The 21,971-nt window shown below is 69.4% G+C and carries 18 protein-coding genes; 9 read left to right on the top strand and 9 right to left on the bottom strand.

Annotation, left to right across the window (positions count from 1 at the left end; genetic code table 11):
• Window positions 1–12: 12 nt before the first annotated feature.
• Together IHQ52_RS16905 and gluA are read right to left on the bottom strand one after the other, a co-directional pair.
• Window positions 13–1,053, bottom strand: coding sequence for a glutamate ABC transporter substrate-binding protein (locus IHQ52_RS16905; protein ID WP_182156134.1), 1,041 nt, complete (start codon window positions 1,051–1,053; stop codon window positions 13–15).
• A gap of 7 nt (window positions 1,054–1,060) precedes the next feature.
• Window positions 1,061–1,789, bottom strand: coding sequence for a glutamate ABC transporter ATP-binding protein GluA (gene gluA, locus IHQ52_RS16900; protein ID WP_024498485.1), 729 nt, complete (start codon window positions 1,787–1,789; stop codon window positions 1,061–1,063).
• A gap of 143 nt (window positions 1,790–1,932) precedes the next feature.
• Between gluA and miaB the strand changes: the two genes are divergently transcribed.
• Together miaB and IHQ52_RS16890 are read left to right on the top strand one after the other, a co-directional pair.
• Window positions 1,933–3,483: a tRNA (N6-isopentenyl adenosine(37)-C2)-methylthiotransferase MiaB gene (gene miaB, locus IHQ52_RS16895; protein WP_006436458.1), complete on the top strand. Its 1,551-nt coding sequence runs from the start codon at window positions 1,933–1,935 to the stop codon at window positions 3,481–3,483.
• A 36-nt stretch (window positions 3,484–3,519) separates the two neighbouring features.
• Window positions 3,520–4,110 carry an Rv2732c family membrane protein gene (locus IHQ52_RS16890; protein WP_006436459.1) on the top strand — a complete coding sequence of 197 codons (591 nt, stop codon included), beginning with the start codon at window positions 3,520–3,522 and terminating at the stop codon, window positions 4,108–4,110.
• 55 nt (window positions 4,111–4,165) lie between these two features.
• Here IHQ52_RS16890 and IHQ52_RS16885 read toward each other — a convergent pair whose 3' ends face one another.
• Entirely contained in the window at window positions 4,166–5,530 is a 1,365-nt protein-coding gene (locus IHQ52_RS16885; protein ID WP_174324726.1) for a DUF349 domain-containing protein, read from the bottom strand.
• A gap of 214 nt (window positions 5,531–5,744) precedes the next feature.
• Between IHQ52_RS16885 and IHQ52_RS16880 the strand changes: the two genes are divergently transcribed.
• From IHQ52_RS16880 to hflX, 4 genes are read left to right on the top strand one after another with little or no spacing between them, the layout of a single operon-like run.
• The gene (locus IHQ52_RS16880) at window positions 5,745–6,494 is read left to right on the top strand and encodes a class III extradiol ring-cleavage dioxygenase family protein (RefSeq protein WP_006436461.1); all 750 of its coding nucleotides are present in this window, start codon (window positions 5,745–5,747) and stop codon (window positions 6,492–6,494) included.
• The gene (gene miaA / locus IHQ52_RS16875) at window positions 6,491–7,408 is read left to right on the top strand and encodes a tRNA (adenosine(37)-N6)-dimethylallyltransferase MiaA (protein WP_006436462.1); all 918 of its coding nucleotides are present in this window, start codon (window positions 6,491–6,493) and stop codon (window positions 7,406–7,408) included. The genes IHQ52_RS16880 and miaA overlap by 4 nt, the downstream gene beginning before the upstream one ends.
• 39 nt (window positions 7,409–7,447) lie before the next feature.
• Window positions 7,448–8,350, top strand: a complete 903-nt coding sequence (gene dapF, locus IHQ52_RS16870) for a diaminopimelate epimerase (protein WP_006436463.1) — start codon at window positions 7,448–7,450, stop codon at window positions 8,348–8,350.
• A 51-nt stretch (window positions 8,351–8,401) separates the two neighbouring features.
• On the top strand, window positions 8,402–9,856 hold the full coding sequence (gene hflX, locus IHQ52_RS16865) for a GTPase HflX (protein ID WP_006436464.1): 1,455 nt from the start codon (window positions 8,402–8,404) through the stop codon (window positions 9,854–9,856).
• A 21-nt stretch (window positions 9,857–9,877) separates the two neighbouring features.
• Here the strand turns inward: hflX and IHQ52_RS16860 are convergent, their stop codons facing one another.
• The 4 genes from IHQ52_RS16860 to IHQ52_RS16845 all read right to left on the bottom strand — a co-directional run bounded on the left by IHQ52_RS16860 (window position 9,878) and on the right by IHQ52_RS16845 (window position 14,063).
• Entirely contained in the window at window positions 9,878–10,138 is a 261-nt protein-coding gene (locus tag IHQ52_RS16860; protein WP_006436465.1) for an HPr family phosphocarrier protein, read from the bottom strand.
• 71 nt (window positions 10,139–10,209) lie between these two features.
• The gene (locus tag IHQ52_RS16855) at window positions 10,210–12,273 is read right to left on the bottom strand and encodes a PTS fructose transporter subunit IIABC (protein ID WP_238063664.1); all 2,064 of its coding nucleotides are present in this window, start codon (window positions 12,271–12,273) and stop codon (window positions 10,210–10,212) included.
• 57 nt (window positions 12,274–12,330) lie between these two features.
• Window positions 12,331–13,296: a 1-phosphofructokinase gene (pfkB, locus tag IHQ52_RS16850; protein ID WP_238063662.1), complete on the bottom strand. Its 966-nt coding sequence runs from the start codon at window positions 13,294–13,296 to the stop codon at window positions 12,331–12,333.
• Complete coding sequence (locus IHQ52_RS16845; RefSeq protein WP_006436468.1) at window positions 13,293–14,063, bottom strand: DeoR/GlpR family DNA-binding transcription regulator; 771 nt, start codon at window positions 14,061–14,063, stop codon at window positions 13,293–13,295. Before IHQ52_RS16845 ends, pfkB begins: the two co-directional genes overlap by 4 nt.
• Before the next feature lie 135 nt (window positions 14,064–14,198).
• Here IHQ52_RS16845 and IHQ52_RS16840 point away from each other — a divergent pair, with 135 nt between their 5' ends.
• On the top strand, window positions 14,199–15,917 hold the full coding sequence (locus IHQ52_RS16840) for a phosphoenolpyruvate--protein phosphotransferase (RefSeq protein WP_238063659.1): 1,719 nt from the start codon (window positions 14,199–14,201) through the stop codon (window positions 15,915–15,917).
• Here the strand turns inward: IHQ52_RS16840 and lexA are convergent.
• Window positions 15,895–16,602: a transcriptional repressor LexA gene (lexA, locus tag IHQ52_RS16835; RefSeq protein WP_006436470.1), complete on the bottom strand. Its 708-nt coding sequence runs from the start codon at window positions 16,600–16,602 to the stop codon at window positions 15,895–15,897. The genes IHQ52_RS16840 and lexA overlap by 23 nt on opposite strands.
• A 236-nt stretch (window positions 16,603–16,838) precedes the next feature.
• Here lexA and IHQ52_RS16830 point away from each other — a divergent pair, with 236 nt between their 5' ends.
• Window positions 16,839–17,405 carry a LysM peptidoglycan-binding domain-containing protein gene (locus tag IHQ52_RS16830; protein WP_238063649.1) on the top strand — a complete coding sequence of 189 codons (567 nt, stop codon included), beginning with the start codon at window positions 16,839–16,841 and terminating at the stop codon, window positions 17,403–17,405.
• A gap of 99 nt (window positions 17,406–17,504) precedes the next feature.
• Entirely contained in the window at window positions 17,505–17,972 is a 468-nt protein-coding gene (gene nrdR / locus IHQ52_RS16825) for a transcriptional regulator NrdR (protein WP_006436472.1), read from the top strand.
• Here nrdR and hrpA read toward each other — a convergent pair.
• Entirely contained in the window at window positions 17,946–21,932 is a 3,987-nt protein-coding gene (gene hrpA, locus IHQ52_RS16820; protein WP_238063647.1) for an ATP-dependent RNA helicase HrpA, read from the bottom strand. The two genes, nrdR and hrpA, sit on opposite strands and share 27 nt — an antisense overlap.
• Window positions 21,933–21,971 lie beyond the last annotated feature (39 nt).

The following is a 21,971-nucleotide window of genomic DNA, read 5'->3' as shown; positions in this document are numbered from 1 at the left end:
CGATGGTTCCTCTCACTCGAGTCCGGGCGGGCACGGCTTGGATGGTGAATCGAGGAACTCGAGGTCACCGGGGTCGGGTTTGTAGGGGAACTTGGAGCCGGGGCGATCCGCGCGGGCGATGATCTCGTCCACGTACTCGTTGCCGAGGGCCTCGCGCAGGTCGGCGTTCCATGGTGACTCCCCGAGCCCGGCATCAGAGCTCCCGGCCGGGGTCAGCATGGCGTCGAGGGCCTTGTTGATCGCATCCACGGCGGCTTTGTCGCCGAGAGCGACACCGACGCCGTAGCGCTCGGTCGAGAACGGACTGCCGGCCGTTTTCAAGGCGTCCTTCACGCACGCGTCCTTGAGGTAGGTCATCTCGACGAGCTTGAACTCGTCCTTCCAGAAGTTGGCGTAACCGGCGAGGATCGCCTCGTCGGTCGTCAGGGCGTCGACCTTGTCGCGGCGCAGCGCTTCGACACACGCCGAGTAGGAGTCGTACTCCTGCAGCTGGACCGTCGGCAGCTGGGCCTTCACGTTCTGCGCCGATGTCGAGCCGGTGACCGAACAGAGCTTCTTGCCGTTGTCTAGGTCGGCCAGCTGCTTGATCGAGTTGTCGTCGGCGCGCACCATCAGGCCCTGGTAGGTCTGCAGGTAGGGGCCGCCGAACGACACCTTCTTGGAGCGGCTCGCGTTGATCGAATAGGTGGCGGCGATGAGATCGACCTCACCGTTGTCGATCATCGCCTCGCGACGGGCCGACGGCGTCTCCCGCCAGGTGATCTCCGGGTGGTCCACGCCGAGGTCGTCGGCGATCGAATTGACCACATACGTGGCGACCGAGGCGTCGAAGCCGGTGACGTTGCCGTTCGGCTCGTAGAGCCCGAGCCCCGGCTGGTCGAACTTGACGCCCAGGACCACCGAACCGTCGCGGATCGAGTTCAGCAGGCTGCGGGGCTCGGTGCTCCCGCAGGCCGACAGCAGTCCGGTCAGCAGTGCCCCGACCGCGAGAAGCAGTCCGGCACGACGCCATCGGGACAAGTGTTGATGTGTGTGTGGTGTGGTGTGGCTCATCCGCATCTCAGTGCCCCAGGATCTTGCCGAGGAAGTCGCGTGCTCGGTCGGTCTTGGGGGCGGTGAAGAAGGTGTCGGGTTCGGAGTCCTCGATGATCGCGCCGTCGGCCATGAAGATCACCCGATCGGCTGCCTTGCGGGCGAAGCCCATCTCATGGGTCACGACCAGCATCGTCATGCCCTCCTTGGCAAGGGAGACCATCACGTCGAGCACCTCGTTGACCATCTCCGGGTCGAGCGCCGACGTCGGCTCGTCGAACAGCATGATCTTCGGGTCCATCGCGAGGGAGCGGGCGATGGCGACACGCTGCTGCTGGCCCCCGGACAGCTGGGCCGGGTACTTGTCCTTCTGGCTCGCGATGCCGACCCGCTCGAGCAGTTCGAGTGCGCGCTTGTCGGCGTCGGCCTTGGACTTCTTGCGCACCTTCGTCGGTGCGAGGGTCACATTCTCGAGAATCGTCTTGTGCGAGAACAGGTTGAAGGACTGGAACACCATGCCGACATCGGCCCGCAGTCGCGCGAGATCCTTGCCCTCGGCCGGCAGGACCTGACCCTCGACCCGGATCTCGCCCTCATCGATCGGCTCGAGCCGGTTGATGGTCCGGCACAGCGTCGACTTGCCCGACCCGGATGGACCGAGGACCACCACCACCTGTCCGGCGGGAACCTCGAGGTCGATGTCCTTGAGTACGTGCAGCGAACCGAAGTGCTTCTGCACCCCGCGCATCGCGATCATCGGCTGGGACCCTGGGCCCGCGGACTTGCTCGGCGAAACGGTCATTCGTGAACCCTAACCAAATCCGTGCCATCGAGTCGCGCAGGTGACGCCGAATCGGCGATTTGCGTCGGCCCCGTACCCTGGTAGGAGTGAGTATCGAGTTGTCGGATCGGCCTGACGAGGCTGCATCAGCCCAGTCACCCCGCAGCTATCAGGTCCGGACCTATGGCTGCCAGATGAACGTCCACGACTCCGAACGCATCTCCGGTCTTCTCGAGGACGCGGGATACGTCCGTGCGGCCGAGGACGACGACGCCGATCTGGTCGTCTTCAACACCTGCGCGATCCGCGAGAACGCCGACAACAAGCTCTACGGCAACCTGTCGCATCTCGCGCCGGTGAAGACCAGCCGTCCGGGCATGCAGATCGCCGTCGGTGGATGCCTCGCGCAGAAGGACAAGGACACCGTCGTCGCCAAGGCGCCGTGGGTCGACGTCGTGTTCGGCACCCACAACATCGGCTCGCTGCCGGCGCTGCTCGACCGTGCCCGTCACAACGCGGAAGCGCAGGTCGAGATCCTCGACTCCCTCGAACGATTCCCTTCGACGCTGCCCGCCAAGCGCGACTCGGCCTACTCCGGCTGGGTCTCGGTGTCGGTGGGCTGCAACAACACGTGCACCTTCTGCATCGTGCCGTCGCTGCGCGGCAAGGAGGTCGACCGACGACCCGGTGACGTACTCGCCGAGGTCCAGGCGCTCGTCGACCAGGGCGTCGTCGAGGTGACCCTGCTCGGTCAGAACGTCAACGCCTACGGCATGTCCTTCGCCGATCCCGACCAGCCCCGCAACCGCGGCGCCTTCGCCGAGTTGCTGCGGGCCTGCGGGACCATCGAGGGGCTCGAACGGGTCCGCTTCACCTCGCCGCATCCCGCCGAGTTCACCGACGACGTGATCGAGGCGATGGCGCAGACCCCCAACGTGTGCCCGCAGCTGCACATGCCGCTGCAGTCCGGCTCCGATCGCATCCTGCGTGCCATGCGACGCAGCTACCGCCAGACCAGATTCCTCGGCATCCTCGACAAGGTCCGTGAGGCGATGCCGCATGCGGCGATCACCACCGACATCATCGTCGGGTTCCCGGGAGAGACCGAGGAGGACTTCCAGGCGACCCTCGACGTCGTCGAACGTGCGCGGTTCTCCAGCGCTTTCACCTTCCAGTACTCGCCGCGTCCCGGTACGCCGGCCGCGACGATGCCCGACCAGGTGCCGGCCGAGGTCGTCGGCGAGCGTTACCAGCGCCTCATCGCCCTGCAGGAGCGGATCTGCCTGTCCGAGAACGAATCCCTGACCGGCACCGAGGTGGAGCTGCTCGTCGTCGCCGACGAGGGACGCAAGTCCGCCAAGACCCGGCGCATGACCGGTCGCGCGCGTGACGGACGCCTGGTGCACTTCGCGCCCGGCGACGTCGCCTCCGGGATCCGTCCCGGCGACGTGGTCCACACCGTCGTGACCGCGGCCGCGCCGCACCACCTGATCGCCGACGCCGGGGTGCTCTCGCACCGCCGCACGCGCGCCGGCGACGCCTACGAGCAGAGCCGCACGCCGACCACGGCGCCCGTCGGGGTGGGCCTCGGTCTGCCGACTGTTGGTCCCCCCGCACCCGCGCCCGCGCCGACCGCCGACGCCGGATGCGGCAGCGCGTGCGGTGGCTGAGCGTGCACGAACTCGAGATCGAAACAAAGTGAGGCGATGACGATGTCCGAGGACCCGTTCAAGGAGTATGAGAGCGATCTCCGCAAGGCGGAGCGTCGTGTGGCCGGTGAGATCGACCCCGGAGCCCGCGCGGTCGTCGTGGCCGTCGCCGTGTTGCTCGCCATGGTGTCGCTGGTCCTGCCGCACACGGGCTCCGTGACCGGTCTCGAGGTGCTGTCCCTGACACCCGAGGCAGCGGCCGAACGAGTCACCATCGTGTCGAAGATCTTCGTCTACCTGGTGGCGATCTTCGGCATCGCGATGTCGATGCTCGCGCTGCTGACCCGCCGATGGGTTCTGGCGTGGATCGCGTTGTGCGGCTGTGCGATCGCCTGCGTGGCGGGCATGCTCGCGTGGTGGTCGCGCAACACCCCCGGCGTCGGTGGCGTCGAACCCCCGTCGGGTGTGGGCATCGGCCTGATCCTCGGCTGGATCGCGGTCTTCGTCCTCACCTTCCACTGGTCGCGCGTGGTGTGGGCGCGTTCGTCCTACCACCTGGCGATGGAGGCCGAGCGTCGCAGGCAGGCCGCCGAGCAGGAGGCCTACGCCTCCGCGCTCTACCGCAAGGACCCCGACGACCAGTCCTGAACGATCGGCTCCGCAGGCTCCGCTCCCTGAGGAGGCCCGGAGCCTGCGGAGGGCGTCAGCGGTCGGTCACGGCGCTCTGGGCGGCCACGGCCCACTCGCGCCACTGTGCGGCCTGTTCCCGCAGAGACGCCGCATCGCGGTCCTTGCCGCGTTCGGCTGCCTTGCGGGCCTGCTCCTCGAACTGTGCGGCGCGATCCGCGAACTGGGCGGCACGCGCCTGGGCCTCGGGGTCGGTGCGCTGCCATTGCGCGTCTTCGGCGTCGCGGATGCGCTTCTCGAGAGCACGCGCGCGTGCCTCCAGCGAGTGCATCTGATCGCGCGGCACCTTGCCGATCTCATCCCACTTGTCTCGGAACGCCCGGAACTCACGGCGTGCGCCGTCCAGGTCGGCGGACGGGTTGATGGCGCGCTCGGCGGCGTCGAGCAGCGCGATCTTGGCGGTCGCATTGGCGGCGAACTCGGCGTCGCGTTCGGAGGTCGCGGCGTTGCGGGCATTGAAGAAGACGTCCTGGGCGGCCTTGAATCGCTGCCACAGGGCTTCGTCGGTGTCGCGGGGGGCGCGGCCGGCGGCCTTCCACTCACCCAGGAGTTCGCGGAACTTCGCCGAGGTGGGGCCCCATTCGGTCGACGAGGACAGTTCCTCGGCGCGGGCGATCAGCGCCTCTTTGCGTTCCTTGGCGCCCGCTCGTTCGCGGTCGAGTTCGGCGAAGTGCGCACCGCGGCGGCGATTGAAGGCATCGCGTGCCTTCGCGTAGCGCTTCCACAGGGCGTCGTCGGTCTTGCGATCGATGCCCTTGATCGCCTTCCACTCGTCGAGGATCTCGCGGAGCCGGTCGCCGGCGCTCTTCCAGTTGGTGGCCTCGGCGCCGATCTGTTCGGCCTCGGTGGCGAGGGTCTCCTTGCGGGCGATGGCGGCGGCGCGGGTCTTCTCGCGCTCGGCGCGCAGCGACTCGGCGACCTCGTCGGCGCTGCCCACGATCGCCTCCAGCCGCCGCTGCAGCGCGGCGACGTCGCCGATGACATGGGCGTTGGGCAGATCGTCGAGCAGGTGCTTGGCCGCCGCCTGCGCCTTGCGCGGATCACCCGAGCGTGCGCTGAGGCGTTCCTCGAGGATCTCGACCTCGGTGGCGAGATCGTCGAAGCGGCGCGCGAAGTGGGCGAGACCCTCTTCGATCGTGCCGGCCTGCCACTGGCCGATCTCGCGCTCACCGTCGGCGGTCTTGAGCCAGACCACACCCGAGGAGTCGATCCGGCCGTAGCGGTGCGGGTCGCCGGCGCTGATGTGCGGAACGACAGGTTCGTGGGCTCCCGGCCGCGGGCCCGGCTTGGGGCGGGGGCCGGGTTTGGGTCCGGGCTTCGGCCCCGGCGCGCCCGTCTGGGGTGCCTGGGTGGCCGCGGAGGGATCGGTCGGGTGGGTCATCTGCACAAGTCCTGCCGCTCATTGGTGCCGCGCGTCACGGCTGCCGGTCGCTGGGTCGGTTCTCGCCGGGCATCGTAACGCCGCGGCGACAGCCGACAGTACGGATCCATTCAAGCAGTTCAGGCGCGTGCATGTGGCGTGCGTGCCGGCTTGCCGACATCCGTGTCGGGGTTCGGCCGTCGGCGGCCGCGCCCGGTTCGACTAGCGTCGTGGTGTGCTTGCGGCCGTCGTCTTCGTACCGAGTGCCCCGTTGCTGGTACCCGAGTTGACCGGTCCGTCGGCGTTCGACACCGAACCCGTGCGATCGGCGGTCGGTGATGCCCTCGCCGACGCCGCGGCGACCGGGATCGACAGGTGGGTCGTGGTCGGTGCGACCGACGACCCGGTGGCCGGGCCGGTCGCCGAGGCGGAATCGGGCAGTTTCGCCCGCTTCGGGGTCGATCTCCGGGTGAGCCTGGGCAGTGTCGGGCCGGACGCCGAGACCGGCCCCCGGATGAGCCTGTCGGGGCTGATCGGTGCCTGGCTGCGGGAGTCGGCGTCGCTGGGCCCGATGACCGCGTTCATCGTCGGCCGGGAGACGACGCCTCGTGAGTGCGCCGCGATCGGTGCGGATCTCGCCGCGCGGCTGGGCGAGTCGTCCGAGCGCGTCGGACTCCTCGTGGTCGGCGACGGCTCGACCGCGCTGACGCCCAAGGCGCCGGGCGGTGGTCGACGGGACTCCGCGGTCGCCCTCAACAAGGCGATCGTCGCCGCGATCGGCGGCGCCGACACGGCAACCCTGGCCGCACTCGAAGCCGGACCCTGTGACACCGAGGGGGTCGGCGGCCGGGTGGCGTGGCAGGTCGTCGCGGCCGCAGTCGAGAACTCCGGTTCCACCCTCGTCGCGAAGACGGGCTACGCCGACGCGCCGTTCGGTGTCGGCTACGTCGTCGCGACATGGACCGTCACCGGTGATCCGGCATGAGCGATCACTCGGCACCGCGGCCGATCATGGTCGTCGGTCCGACGGCGTGCGGGAAATCCGACCTCGCCCTCGACCTGGCCGAGCGGCTGGACGGGGAGATCATCAACATCGACGCCATGCAGCAGTACCGCGGCATGGACATCGGGACCGCCAAGGTGCCCGTCGCCAACCGCCGCGGCATCGTGCATCACCAGATCGACGTCCTCGACGTGACCGAGGTGGCCACCGTCGCCCGGTATCAGCAGGCTGCCTCCGCCGACGTGGAGCGTCTCCTCCACGCGGGGCGCATACCGGTGATCGTCGGCGGATCGATGATGTACATCCAGGGACTGCTCGACAACTGGCAGTTCCCGGCGACCGATCCCGAGGTTCGCGGCCGCTACGAGGAGATGCTCGCCGAGCGCGGTGTCGCCGAGATGCACCGCTTGCTCGCCTCGGTCGATCCGGCGGCGGCCGCCACCATTCTCGACACCGACGGTCGGCGCATCGTCCGTGCGCTCGAGGTGGTCGAACTGACCGGGCAGCCGTTCGCGGCATCGCAGCCGACGATCGGTGAACCCCGTTGGGGTACCACGATTCTCGCGCTCGACCGGGAGACCGTCGAACTCGACGACCGGATCGCGCGGCGTACCCGGCTGATGTTCGAGACCGGTCTGGCCGACGAGGTCGAGGCCCTGTGCGCCGCCGGACTGCGAGAAGGGCGGACGGCGTCGCAGGCGATCGGGTACAAACAGGTCCTCGCGGCACTCGACGGTGAGTACGACATGGCGCAGGCCGAGGAACTCACCTTCATCGGCACCCGCCGGTACGTGCGCAGGCAGCGGTCGTGGTTCCGGCGCGATCACCGCGCCGTCTGGCTCGACGCTGCCGCCCCCGATCTCGCCGACCGTGCCCTCGCGGCCGCCGCCGTGTGAGATCACCGGCAGCTGACGCTCTGCGGGACAAGTAGTCTGGTGCCCGTGAGTTCTCACCAGACCGGTCTGCGCTTCGTGAAGGGGCACGGCACCCAGAACGATTTCGTCGTGCTCGCCGACCCGGCCGCCGAACTGACCCTCGACACCGAGATGGTCGCGGCGCTGTGCGATCGTCAGCGGGGCATCGGGGCCGACGGACTGCTCCGCGTGGCGCGCACGGGTGCGCTCGTCGAACGCGGCGTCCTCGCCGCCCTTCCCGACGGGGTCGCGGCCGACGACTGGTTCATGGATTACCGCAACGGGGACGGCTCGATCGCCGAGATGTGCGGCAACGGGGTCCGGGTCTTCGCCCACTTCGTCCGCGCCACCGGACTCACCGCCACCGACGCCTTCACCGTGGGATCGCGCGCCGGTGCGCGGCCGGTGATCATCCACCACTTCGACGACGTGCACGCCGAGGTCACCGTGGAGATGGGCGTCGCGCGCCTCGACGGCACCTCGGTGGTGCGGATCGGTGACGACGTCTACCCGGGTGCCAAGGTCGACGTCGGCAACCCGCACCTGGCGTGCGTGGTCGCCGATCTCACCGCCGACGACCTCGCGGCCGTCGACTTCACCGCCGGAGTGGTCATCGAACCGGGCGACTTCCCGAACGGGGCCAATGTCGAGTTGCTGACCCCACCGGTCGAGGACGTCGACGGGCGCCTGTATGCACGGATGCGGGTCTTCGAACGCGGCGTCGGCGAGACGCGCAGTTGCGGAACGGGCCTGGTCGCGGCCACGCGAGCGGCTCTCGATGCACGCGGTCAGGACACCGGTGAACTGCGCATCGGCATCCCGGGCGGCGAGGTCACCGTGACCATCCGGCCCGACGGCTCCACCCTGCGCGGGCCCTCCATGCTGGTCGCCGACGGTGTCCTGCGACCCGGTTGGGATCGCTGAGCCGATAATCACGTGCTGAGCAGGGGTCGGACGTGAGACCATGGATCCCGTATGACCGAATCATCAGCACAGATCCTTTCCTCAGCGGACCTCGACGATCGCACCGGTGACATCCGGGACGACGATCCGACGGTCGGCGAACTCCAACTCTCCGAGCGCGCGTCACTGCAGCGCGTCGCCGGACTCTCCACCGAACTCACCGACGTCACCGAGGTCGAGTACCGGCAGCTCCGTCTCGAGAAGGTGGTCCTCGTCGGTGTCTGGACCGAGGGCAGCGCCGCCTCGGCCAAGGCCAACATGGCCGAACTCGCGGCCCTGGCCGAGACCGCCGGCTCGCAGGTCCTCGACGCGGTGATCCAGCGTCGCTCCAAACCGGACTCGGCCACCTACATCGGCAGCGGCAAGGCCGACGAACTCCGCGAGATCGTCCTCTCGACCGGCGCCGACACCGTCATCTGCGACGGTGAGCTCACCCCGGCGCAGCTCACCGCGCTGGAGAAGGTCGTCAAGGTCAAGGTCATCGACCGTACCGCGCTGATCCTCGACATCTTCGCCCAGCACGCCACATCCCGGGAGGGCAAGGCGCAGGTCTCGCTCGCGCAGATGGAGTACATGCTCCCGCGCCTGCGTGGTTGGGGTGAGTCGATGTCCCGCCAGGCCGGCGGCCGTGCCGGCAGCAACGGCGGCGTGGGCCTGCGTGGTCCCGGTGAGACCAAGATCGAGACCGACCGCCGTCGCATCCGTGAGCGGATGGCCAAGCTGCGGCGCGAGATCCGCGACATGAAGAAGGCGCGCACCACCAAACGTGCGGCGCGCCATCGTTCGTCGATCCCGTCGATCACGGTCGCCGGCTACACCAACGCCGGCAAGTCGAGTCTCGTCAACGCCATGACCGGCGCCGGCGTCCTCGTCCAGGACGCGCTGTTCGCGACCCTCGACCCGACAACCCGGCGCGCCACCCTCGACGACGGCCGGGCCGTGGTCTTCACCGACACCGTCGGTTTCGTCCGCCACCTGCCGACCCAGCTCGTCGAGGCGTTCCGGTCGACGCTCGAAGAGGTCGTCGACGCCGATCTCCTCCTGCATGTGGTCGACGGGTCGGACCCGTTCCCGATGGAACAGATCTCGGCCGTCCGTCAGGTCATCGGCGAGATCGTCGCCGAGGAGAAGGTCGAGGCGCCACCGGAACTGTTGGTCATCAACAAGATCGACGCGATCGACGGCAACCGGCTCACCGAGCTGCGCGGCGCGGTGGGTGCCGACGCGGTCTTCGTCTCGGCACGCACCGGTGAGGGACTGCCCGAACTGTTCGACCGGGTCCGCGAGTTCGTGGGCCGCGAGGACGTCGAACTCACCATCGAGGTGCCGTTCTCGCGCGGCGACATCGTCTCGCGGATCCACAGCGAGGGCGAGATCCTCGACTCCGAGCACACCGAGTCGGGCACCACCATGAAGGTCCGCGTCCCGGCCGCTTTCGCGGGCGAGATCGCGGACCTCACGGTGTAGACCTGCTCAGCCGGGGTCCGTTCAGTCGGCATCCAGATCGGTCTCGACGAGGGTGACGATCTTGTCGAGCGCAGCCTGATCCTCGGCGGTGACCACTACCTTGGCGCCCTTCTCGGCGCCGAGGGTCATGATCATCAGTGCCGAACCGGCGTCGACCGGGTCGCCGCCCTCGAGTTCGAGGGTCACGGTGCTGCCGGAGTCGGCGACGGCCTCGGCGATGATCGTGGCCGGCCGGGCGTGCAGGCCGACGGCCGATCCGACGGTGGCGGTGGTGCTGGGCATGGTGCCTCCTGTGTTGCTGGGATATCCGGTTGTCGTGCTGGATGAAACGTCGGGTATGAGTGGGTCTGGGATCAGGCTGCCACGGCCTCGAGGTCGGCCGCTGCCACCTCCCTGGTCCTGCCGAACTGCTTCGCCGCGGTCACCGCGACCGCGCTGAGCACGGTGCCGGCGACGAGGGCCACGAGGAACAGCACCCAGTTGTTCATGGCGAAGAAGACGAAGATGCCGCCGTGTGGGGCGCGGAGCTCCACACCGAACGCCATGATGAGCGCACCGGACAGTGCGCCGCCGGCCATCATCGACGGGATGACGCGGAACGGGTCGACCGCGGCGAACGGGATGGCACCCTCGGAGATGAACGATGCGCCGAGAAGCCAGGCGGCCTTGCCGTTCTCGCGTTCGGGTTCGGTGAACAGCCCGGGACGCAGCACCGTGGCGAGGGCCAGGGCGAGCGGCGGGACCATGCCGGCGCACATCACCGCGGCCATGATCTGGAACTGTGCGGGACCGGCGGTCGCCGCGTCGGCGATCCCGGCGGTGGCGAACAGGTATGCGGTCTTGTTGACCGGACCGCCGAGGTCGAAGCACATCATCAGGCCCAGCACGACGCCGAGGACGACGGCTGATCCGCCGGACATGCTCTCCAGGCCGGAGTTCATCTGCTCGGTCAGCCAGGCGAGCGGCTTGCCGAGCACCATGTAGAGCAGTCCGCCGACGATCATGCTGCCGAACAGTGGGATGACGACCACCGGCATCAGTCCGCGAGCCCACTGCGGGACCGGGAGCCGCGAGATCCACAGGCACGCCGCGCCGGCGATGAGACCGCCGATGAGTGCGCCGATGAAGCTGGCGCCGACCGAGAGGGACACGATGCCCGCGACGAAACCGGGGGCGATGCCGGGACGGTCGGCGATGGCGAAGGAGATGTAACCGGCGAGGACCGGGACGGCGAGTCCCATCACCCCCGACCCGATCGCGAAACTCACCGCGCCGAGGTACTGCAGGAGCCCGCCGGACGGCAGATCCCAGACGCTGTTGTTGAGCGCGATGTAGACGGCGTCGTTCAGGGACCCGGCGCTGTCGAGGGTGCTGTTGGCGATCTCGTACCCGGCCAGCAGGAAACCGAGGGCGATGAGCAGGCCGCCTGCCGCGACGAACGGGATCATGTAGCTGACACCGGTCATGAGTGCCTGACGGGTGCGCGCACCGAGTCCGACACCCGACGACGCGCCGGTCTCGGCGCCCTCGGTGCCTCCGTCGTCGGTCACCCGCGCGGCGTCCGGGTTCCGTCCGGCCGCAACGGCTTCGGCGATCATCGCATCGGGTTCGTTGATGGCTCGTTTGACGCCCGAGGCGATCACCGGCTTGCCGTGGAAGCGACCCTTGCCCTTCACCCCGATGTCGGTGGCGAAGATGACGGCGTCCGCGTTCGCGATGACCTCGGGGTCGAACGGCGTGGTGGCCGACGACCCCTGGGTCTCCACCGCGAAGTCGACATCGGCCCGGTCCGCGGCATACCTGAGCGCGTCCGCGGCCATGTAGGTGTGCGCTATCCCGGTGGGGCAGGCGGTGATCGCGACGATGTGCGGCCGGTTCTGCGTCGGCGTCCGGGCGGTGACCGGGGTGTCCGTGGCCGGCGCCATCGGCGCTGCCGGGGGAGTGGTTGCGGTCTTCTTGGCGTCGGGATCGATGGCCTCGGTGACCAGTTCGATGATGCGTTCGTCGTTCTCGGCGGCGCGGAGGGACGCGACGAAGTCGGGGCGGACCAGCGAACGCGCCAGGGAGCTCAGCACTTTCATGTGCGCCGCCGCACCGCCCTCGGGGGCGGCGATGAGGAAGACGAGGTCGGCCGGCCCGTCGGGTGCCCCGAAGTCGACCTGGCGCGACAGTCGCGCCATGGCGAGGCTCGCCGTCGTCACCGATGCGGTGCGCGCGTGAGGGATGGCGATGCCGCCGGGGAGCCCGGTGGCCGACTTGGCTTCCCGCTCGAGTGCCGCGCGGGCCAGATCGGCGGGGTCGGTGGTCCGTCCGGCAGCGGCCAGGGTGTCGGCGAGGGTGGTGATGACGGCGGCGGGGTCTGCACCGGCGTCGACGTCGAGACTCACCGTCTGGGCGGTGATGATCTGCTCGGTCATAGGATGTCCTTCGGCATGGAGGGGGTGGAGTGGTCGGGTGCCCGGTGGGGATTCGGTTCAGTTCATCGGGGCGGCCCCGGAGAGTTCCGTGACCGTGACCCCGGACAGGTCGAGGTGGTGGGGGGCGGGGGAGGAGGTGCCCGCCAGTGCGGCGGCGGCCGAACCGTAGGCGACGGCGGACCGCACACAGTCGGGAGCCGACGCGCCACGCGTCTGCGCGACGAGGAATCCGGCGAGGGAGGAATCACCCGCGCCGACGGTGCTGCGCGGAACGATGGGTGGCGGCGTCGCGCACCAGACGCCCGCCGGGGTGGCGAGTACGGCGCCCCGCGCCCCGAGCGTGGCCAGCACGGTGCCGCCGATCTGCTCGACGAGCGCCGTGGACGCGGCGACGATGGGACGGAGGTCGTTGCGGGAGAGCGATTCCCGCAACTCTGCCGGATCGGTGCCGGTGAGTTCGGCGAGTTCGTCCTCGTTCGGCTTGATCAGGTCGACCCGTCCGGCGGCGGCCGCACGCAGCGGTGCTCCCGAGGTGTCCACCGCCACGCGGCAACCGGCGGTGACCAGCGCGTCGGCGACGGTCCGATACCAGTCCTCCGGTACGCCGGGCGGCAGTGATCCGCACAGCGTGACCCAGTCCGCGCCGTCCGCGTAGGTGCGGATCAGTGCGCTCAGCGCGGCCAGTTGAGCCGCCGTCAGGTTGACGCCCGGGGCATTGATCTTGGTGGTGGTGCCGTCGGCTTCGGCAATGGTCACGTTCGAGCGCACCTCGCCGTCCACGGGGACCGCGTCGTAGGGGAGTCCGAGTTCGTCGAGGGCGGCGAGCAGCGGGTCGCCCGCACGCGCCGGGAGCAGTGCCCGGGTCGGTAGTCCGGCGGCGGCGACGGTGCGGGCCACGTTGACGCCCTTGCCGCCCGGCTGGGCGCGGACCACACCGGCTCGCTGCACCTCGCCGCGCCGGAGCGGGGTGTCGAGTTCGAGGGTGCGGTCGACGCTGGGATTGGCTGTGACGGTGAGGATCATGCGATCACGACCTCGACGCCGCGGGCGGACAGGGCGGCCGAGAACCTCGGATCGATGCCGGAGTCGGTGATCAGGACGTCGATGTCGTCGATGCCGGCGAATCCCGACAGCTCCTCGCGCTCCATCTTCGAACTGTCGGCGAGGACGACGACGCGTCGGGCCGCGGCAACCATCGCCGCCTTCACCGCCGACTCGTCGGGGTCGGGGGTGGACAGGCCGTGCGCCTCGCTGAGGCCGTTGGTGCCGATGAATGCGGTCGTCACGCGAAGCCGTCCCAGTGCGGCGACCGTCTCGGCGCCGACCGTGGCCTGGGTGAGTCCGCGGACGCGACCGCCCAGGGCGTGCAGACCGTCCGCGTGGCGGCCGGCGAGCAACCCGGCGATCGGCAGGCTGTTGGTGATCAGCGTCAGATCGCGGTCCCGCGGCATGGCCTCCGCCGCGCGGAACGTGGTGGTGCCGGCGTCGAAGAGCACCGATCCGCCGTCGGGCGGCAGGAAACGGAGGGCGGCGCGGCCGATGGCGGCCTTCTCCTCGATCTGTTCGGTCTCCCGTTCGGCGATGCCGAGTTCACCGATCACCCGCATCACCTCGGGGCGGACGGCACCGCCGTGCACGCGCTGCAGGTGCCCGCCGCGCTCGAGAACGGCCAGGTCGCGCCGAACCGTCTCGCTGGTCACGTCGAACTTCGCGGCGAGCTCGGCGACCGAGGCGCGCCCTGCGACGCGCACCTCCTCGGCGATGGCCTGCTGTCTCTCCTCGGCGTACACACCGGCTCCGTTCTGATCGTTCCTGCACACTCGGCCACCCCGTGAATGTGGGAATATGTGGCTTTCAATGTTGTAGTAACTGTGTTTACGCCTGTTTATGTTGACAAGTCAAGCCAAATTTGTAACCGTGGTCACATGACGCAGATTCTGACGGGGACGCCGGTCGTCGGTGGTGTGGCTCATGGACCCGCACTGTCGCCGGGACGCCGTCCCGACCACAGTGCGGAGGCGCTCGGCGCCGGTGTCGAGATCTCCGAGGACCAGCGCCCGGAGGAGGTCGCACGATTCACCGCGGCGGCAGGCGTCGTCGCCGCGCGACTCCGTGAGCGCGCGTCGCAGAACACCGGCGTCGCCGCGGAAGTACTCGCCGCCACCGCCGGACTCGCGGAAGACCGCGGCTGGATCGGTGCGGCGTCGGCCCTGATCGCCAGGGGTGCGTCGGCACCGTCGGCCGCCGTTGCCGCCACCGAACAGTTCGCCGCGGTGTTCACCAAGCTGGGCGGCCTGATGGCCGAGCGGGTCACCGACCTCAACGACGTCCGCGACCGCGTGCTCGCCGAACTCCTGGGACTGCCCGAACCCGGGGTGCCCACGCCGGAGGTGCCCTCGATCCTGCTGGCCGACGACCTCGCACCCGCCGACACCGCCGGCCTCGACCCCACCACCACGATTGCCCTCGTGACGCGACTGGGTGGGCCCACCAGTCACACCGCGATCATCGCCCGCCAGCTCGGCATCCCGTGCGTCGTCGCGGTGTCCGGACTCGTCGGGATCGATGCGGGTACGGCGATCCTCGTCGACGGCACCACGGGTGAGATCGCCGTCGACCCCGACGACACCGCCGCGCGAGCCCGAGTCGAGGAGTATCGGCGTCACGCCGCTCGCATCGCCGGGTGGTCGGGTCCGGGCCGCACCGGCGACGGGGTGGAGGTGGCGATCCTGGCCCACGTCGCCGACGGGTCGTCGGCCCGCGCGGCCACCGATCACCCGGTGGAGGGTGTCGGACTGTTCCGTACCGAACTGGCCTTCCTCGAGCGCGCCGACGAGCCGTCGGTCGACGAGCAGGCGTGCATCTATCGCGAGGTGCTGGACGCTTTCGATGGCCGCAAGGTGGTCATCCGCACCCTCGACGCCGGCTCGGACAAGCCGCTGCGCTTCGTGACCCATCCCGACGAGGCCAACCCGGCACTCGGTGTGCGCGGCGACCGAATCGCCTTGGCGCACCCCGAGATCCGCGCGCGCCAGCTCGACGCGATCGCCCGGGCGGCGCAGGAGGCCGACGCGCAGCCGTGGGTCATGGCCCCGATGATCGCCTCACCCGCCGAGGCTGCGGCATTCGCCGCGCAGGTGCGCGAGCGTGGACTCGTCGCCGGTGTGATGATCGAGGTCCCCGCCGCGGCGATCCTGGCCCCGGCGATCCTGGCCGAGGTGGACTTCGTCTCGATCGGCACCAATGACCTCACGCAGTACACGATGGCCGCTGACCGAATGTCCGCCGAGCTCGCATCGCTGACCGATCCGTGGCAGCCGGCCGTGCTGCATCTCGTCGCAACGGTCGCCCGGGCCGGACGTGATCAGGGGAAACCGGTGGGCGTCTGCGGAGAGGCCGCGGCCGATCCGCATCTCGCCTGCGTGCTGGTCGGACTCGGGGTCACCTCGTTGTCGAGCGCTCCCGTCGCGGCGCCCGCGGTCGGCGCCCAACTCGGCGCGGTCACCCTGGCAACCTGCGAAAACGCGGCGGCCGCCGCGCTGGCCGCCACCGATCCGGCTACGGCTCGCGCGGCGGCCGCCGCGGTACTCGACAGTGGCGCCGACACTGACAGCGACGAGGTCAGACTCGCCGCATCACGGTGACGACCTTGCCGAGGATGACGGCCTCGTCGCCCGGGATCGGGTCGAACAACTCGTTGTGCGGCATCAGCCAGACATGACCCTTCTGGCGTTTGAAGGTCTTGACCGTGGCCTCGCCGTCGATCATCGCGGCCACGATGTCGCCGTTGTCGGCCACGTTCTGCTGGCGGACGACGACCCAGTCCCCGTCGCAGATCGCGGCGTCGATCATCGACTCGCCGACGACCTTCAGCAGGAACAGCGATCCCTCGCCGACGAGCTCCCGGGGGAGTGGGAACACGTCCTCGACGGCTTCCTCGGCGAGGATCGGCCCGCCTGCGGCGATCCGGCCGAGCACCGGTACGAAAGTGGGCTCGGGTAGTGCTCCGCCGGTCGGCGACGTCGGCGTCGGGGGTTCGCTCGGCGCGATGTTCACCGCCCGCGGACGGTTGGCATCACGTTTGAGAAGGCCCTTGCGTTCGAGGGTCCGCAGCTGATGGGCGACCGAGGAGGTCGAGGTGAGACCCACCTCGTCACCGATCTCGCGGATACTCGGCGGGTAACCGCGTTCTCGCACGGATTTGCGGATCACCTCGAGAACTCCGCGCTGCCGCGGCGTCAGCGACGCCTCGGCCGCCGCCATGTCCGCCGGGGTGACGGGCTCGTCGGCGCCCCGCGCTCCGGTGCGCTTACCGCCGTCATCGCTCATGATCGGGTTCCTCTCGATTCCGAACGTGCTGGTAGATCGCTTGTCTGTCGACGAGCCTAGCCGAGAACGCCGACCGAATCAAACATTTGTTCGACGTGTCGCGAGACAATTGTCGGAGTGCCGTGCTACAAATCGAACATCAGTTCATCGAACAGATGATCGACATTCGAACAGTTCGATCGGGACGACGCGGTCCCACTCACGAACACCGTTCGACCGGATACACGGAGGGCACCATGCGCACCGCCACTCTCATCGACCCCGTCCACCTCGACCCCGTCCACCTCGACCCCGCCCGGCACGGCGGTCCCGTCCGCGGCGACGTCCTGGAGCGTCCGCGCCCGACACGTCGGGGAGACGCCCGGCGGCCCGTCGACAACCGTCCGGTGCCGGAATCGGTGGTCCGGGTCCGCCGCGTCGCCTCCACCCAGTGCGCGTCGCCGGTGGGTATGCGTGGTCGTGGACCGGTGGTCCCGGCGTCGCCTCCCGCCGAAACGGTTCCCGCGGCCGTCATCCGCCGGCGTCGCCGCACGGCGACCGCTGTCCTCGCCGGCGTCGCGCTCGCCCTGGCCGTGTGGGTCATCGCGGTCGTCGGCCAGAACTACGCCGCGTCGGTCACGCCTGCCGCGGTCGGCACCGAGGTCGTGCACGTTCGGTCGGGTGACTCGCTGAGCACGATCGCCTCGCGGGTCGCCCCCGAGATGCCGCGTGAGGCCGTCGTCGACGAGATCATCCAGCTGAATGACCTCGCGTCGAGCGGGCTGCGCGTCGGCCAGCCGCTCCTCACCCCCCGGTACCACTGAGGCCGGGCGGTATCCTCGATGACACAGGGACCAGCCGAGCACCGGCCCGGCATGCGGCGCGGCTGCATCAGAGCGTCCCGTGACCTGCGTGAGGATACGATGCGCTGCCCCTTCTGCAAGAACGACGACACCAAGGTCATCGACTCGCGTGTCGCTGATGAGGGGCAGGCCATCCGGCGCCGCCGCTCCTGCGTGGAGTGTGGGCGACGCTTCTCGACCGTGGAGAGTGCGGTCCTCTCGGTGGTGAAACGCAACGGCGTCACCGAACCGTTCAGTCGCGAGAAGGTGATGCGAGGTGTCCGGCGCGCATGCCAGGGGCGGCACGTCGCCGAGGACGCTCTCGCCCAGCTCGCCCAGCAGGTCGAGGACACCGTCCGCGCCAGTGGTTCGGCCGAGATCCCCAGCAACGAGGTGGGACTCGCGATCCTGAAGCCGCTGCGGGACCTCGACGAGGTCGCCTACCTGCGTTTCGCGTCGGTCTACCGGTCCTTCGACTCCCTCGAGGACTTCCAGCGCGAGATCGATGACCTCCGTGCCGCCTCAGCCGAGTCGGTCAAGAGTTCGTAGGACCCGCTTCTCCGACACCGGGAACGCGGTGCCCAGCCGTTCGGCGAACAATCCGACCCGCAGCTCCTCGACGAGCCACTGCGCCTCGTCGTTGACGTGCGCTTTCCGGTGTTCGGGTACCTGGGCCAGCCGCTGCGCCCAGCGTTCGGTCACGCGGTCGATCACGGCGACTCCGGCCTGATCGCGCGCGGCGGAAGCCGGCAGTGCCGTCAACCGTGCCTCGGCGGCCGCGAGGTAGCGCGGCACGTTCTCCAGATGACGTCGCGGAGTGGCGGCCACGAATCCGTCGAAGACGAGGTTGTCGAGTTGTTCGGCGACGTCGTCGGCGGCGAGCGAACCCGCATGACGGTCGATCGCGGCGCGTACCGGCGCCACCGAGCCGAGCGATTCCACCGCGAGGGAGAAATACTCCGGAGCCGACTCGGTGATCCGTGGACGGATCTTCTCGGTCAGGGTGCGGAACGCCTCGGGTGAACGCACGGCGGACACGGCCCCGGCGTCGAGGCCGGCGACGACGTCGCGGATAGCCCGGCGTGTGCAGTCGGCCAGCAGTGTATCGAGATCCGCATAGGGACTCTGGCTCAACGCGAGCCGGCCGGCGGCCCCGAGCGAACTCGCCACGCGCCGGTGCAGTGGCGGGATCGCCAGGTCGAGGAGTGCGACGATCCCCCTCTCCGCCAGGCGATCTCGGGCCTGCTCCGACACCGCGTCGATCACGACGACCCCGCGTGTACGTCCGGCGTCGTCGGTGATCGCGTCGACGGTCGGGTACCGGGTGAGGCGCTGACCGGCGATGTCGACGGTCCGCTGCGCGGCGAGAGTGCCGATGCCGTCGTCGGTCCAGTTGCGATACAGCGTGCGTTTCACCGTCTTCGACGCCGCGGGCGTCGTCGCACGCCGAAGCTCGTCGATCGAGTCGGCACGCGCGGTGATCCGTCCGTCGTCGTCGACGACCGCGAAATGCATCCGCAGATGGGTGGGAATCCGGTCGAGGTCGAAATCGGCTGCGGTGACCGTCATCTGGGTGATCGTGGTGAGTTCGCGGGCGAGCCCGACCGCGAGCGGTTCGCTGCGCGGCGTGAGACGGGCCAGCGCCAGGTCGGCGAACCGCTGGGCGGGTGACATCGACTTGCGCAACCTCTTGGGCAGCGATCTCACCAGTGCGGTGGCCAGTTCCGACCGCATCCCGGGCACGGACCAGTCGAAGCCCGCCGGCCGGACGTGGGGGAGCAGCGCGCGCGGGATGATCACGGTGACACCGTCATCGGGTGCGCCGGGTTCGAACCGGTAGCGGAGCTCGAGTCGGGTGTCGCCCTGCTGCCACGCACCCGGATAGTCGGTCGGTGCGGCCTCGGCGGTCGCCGTGACATCCTCGGGCTTCAGGTCCAGAAGAGCAGGATCGCTGCGCCGTGCCTTCTTCCACCACGTGTCGAAGTGACGTGCGGAGGTGACCTCGGCACCGACCCGGTTGTCGTAGAACTCGAAGAGCTGATCCTCGGTGATCACGAGTCCGCGTTCGCGCCTACGGTTCTCGACGTCGGCGGCGGCCTCGAGGAGGGCGCGGTTGCGTTCGAAGAACGGGTGCTGGGTACGCCAGTCTCCCTCGACGAGGGCATGGCGGATGAACAGCTCGCGCGAGACGACCGGGTCGATGGGACCGTAGTCGACGCGGCGACGGGCGACGAGGGTGACGCCGTAGAGGGTGACCCCCTCGTACGCCATCGCGGCGCCGCGTTTCGACGACCAGTGCGGCTCGCTGTGCGTGCGCTTGACCAGATCGCCGGCCAGTTTCTCCGCCCACAACGGATCGATCCCGGCGACCGTGTGCGCGAACAGCCGGGAGGTCTCCAGGACCTCCGCGGCCATGATGAACGCCGGCGGTTTCTTGGCCAGCGGTGACGCCGGGAAGATCATGAGCGTCGTGTTCCGCGCCCCGGTGAACTCACGACCCTCGGTGTTGCGGACCGCGATGTTGCTGAGCAGACCCGACAGGATCGCGCGGTGGACGGCGTCGGCGTCGACCTCCGGCAACTCCTCGCCGGCCGGACGCACGGGCCAGTCGAGATCCTTGACGATCTCGGTGAGCTGACGGTGCAGGTCCCGCCATTCCCGGATGCGCAGGAAGTGCAGGAACTCCCGCTCGCACATCCGCCGGAAGCTGCTGCTGGACAACTCCTTACGCTGTTCGTCCAGGTATCGCCACAGTTCGACGTAGGACAGGAAGTCCGACTGCGGCACGACGAATCGACGATGGGAGGCGTCGGCCGCCTCGCGATGTTCGGCCGGTCGTTCGCGCGGATCGGGTAGCGACATCGCGGATGCGATGACCAGCAGGTGGTCGAGGCAGCCGAGTTCGCGGCCGGCGATCAGCATGCGGGCGATCCGCGGGTCGACCGGGATCCGCGACATCGAACGGCCGATGGGGGTGAGGCGCGGCGGGCCGCCGTCGCGGCTCACGGTGATCGCGCCGAGTTCGGTCAGCACGCCCATGCCGTCGCGGATCGCGCGCTCGTCGGGCGGTTGGACGAACGGGAAATCTGCGATCTCACCGAGTTTGAGCGAGGTCATCTGCAGGATGACCGCGGCCAGGTTGGTGCGCAGGATCTCCGGGTCGGTGAACGCCGGCCGCGAGTCGAAGTCGTTCTCGCTGTAGAGCCGGATACAGACACCCGGGGCGACGCGACCGCATCGGCCGGCGCGCTGGCGGGCGCTGGCCTGCGAGACCGGTTCGATGGGAAGACGATTGACCTTGGTGCGGGTCGAGTACCGGCTGATGCGAGCGGTGCCGGTGTCGATGACGTAGCGGATGCCGGGCACCGTGACCGACGTCTCGGCGACGTTGGTGGCCAGGACGATCCGTCGGCCGTTCGACGGAGCGAAGACCTTCTGTTGGTCGGCGATCGACAGACGTGCGAACAGCGGGACGATCTCCGCACCGCCATCGCGGCCGGTTCCGGTCCGGCGCCGCAACGCATCCGCGGTCTCGCGGATGTCGCGCTCGGTGGGTAGGAACACCAGGATGTCGCCCCGGCCGCCGGCCCACAACTCGTCGATCGCGGCGTCGATGCCCTGGATCTGGTCGAGGTCGGCGTGCTCGCCGCCCCCGGTGTCGTCGCCGCTGTCCGGGCGTTCCTGCAGGCTCAGGGGCCGGTAACGGATCTCGACGGGGTAGGTGCGACCGGACACCTCGATGACCGGCACCGAGGCGTCGGGTGTGCTGAAATGCCGTGCGAAACGGGCGGGTTCGATGGTGGCCGAGGTGATGATCACCTTCAGGTCCGGTCGTTGCGGCAGCAGCCGGCGCAGATAGCCGAGGATGAAGTCGATGTTGAGGCTGCGCTCGTGGGCTTCGTCGATGATCAGGGTGTCGTAGCGCCGCAGCATCGGATCGGTGGCGATCTCGCGGAGCAGGATGCCGTCGGTCATCACGCGGATCAGGGTGTCGGCCCCCGAACGGTCGGTGAACCGGACCGAGTAGCCGACCGCGTCACCGAGTTCGGTGTCGGTCTCGTCGGCAATGCGCTTGGCCACCGAGCTCGCCGCGATACGACGCGGCTGGGTGTGCCCGATCGTGCCGCGGATGCCGCGCCCGAGTTCGAGGCAGATCTTCGGCAGCTGGGTGGTCTTGCCGGAACCGGTCTCACCGGCGACCACCACGACCTGGTGGTCCCGGATGGCGTCGGCGATCTCCTCACGAGCTGCCGACACGGGGAGTTCGTCCGGGAAGCGCAGCACCGGCACGCCTGCCCGGCGCCGTTCGAGGCGGTTGCGTGCCTTGGCCACGTCGGCGACGAGCTGCTCCCACTTCCGTGGGTCGGGGGTGCGGCCCAGCTCGTCGACCCGGCGGCGGAGTCGGTGAGCGTCGAGGATCCCCACCTGGTCGAGCGAGCGCAACAGCTGGGATCGGGAGATGCCGGGCTCAGGATCTCGCGGGGCTGGATCTGGGGACTCGACCGACATGATGACTCCAGGATATGGGTCGCTGCCGGGGGTGTTCAC

It is taken from the genome of Gordonia amicalis, assembly GCF_022059885.1.
Lineage (GTDB): Bacteria > Actinomycetota > Actinomycetes > Mycobacteriales > Mycobacteriaceae > Gordonia > Gordonia amicalis.
Note: the sequence above shows the minus strand (reverse complement) of the source record. Positions and strands in the feature narration are given on the sequence as shown.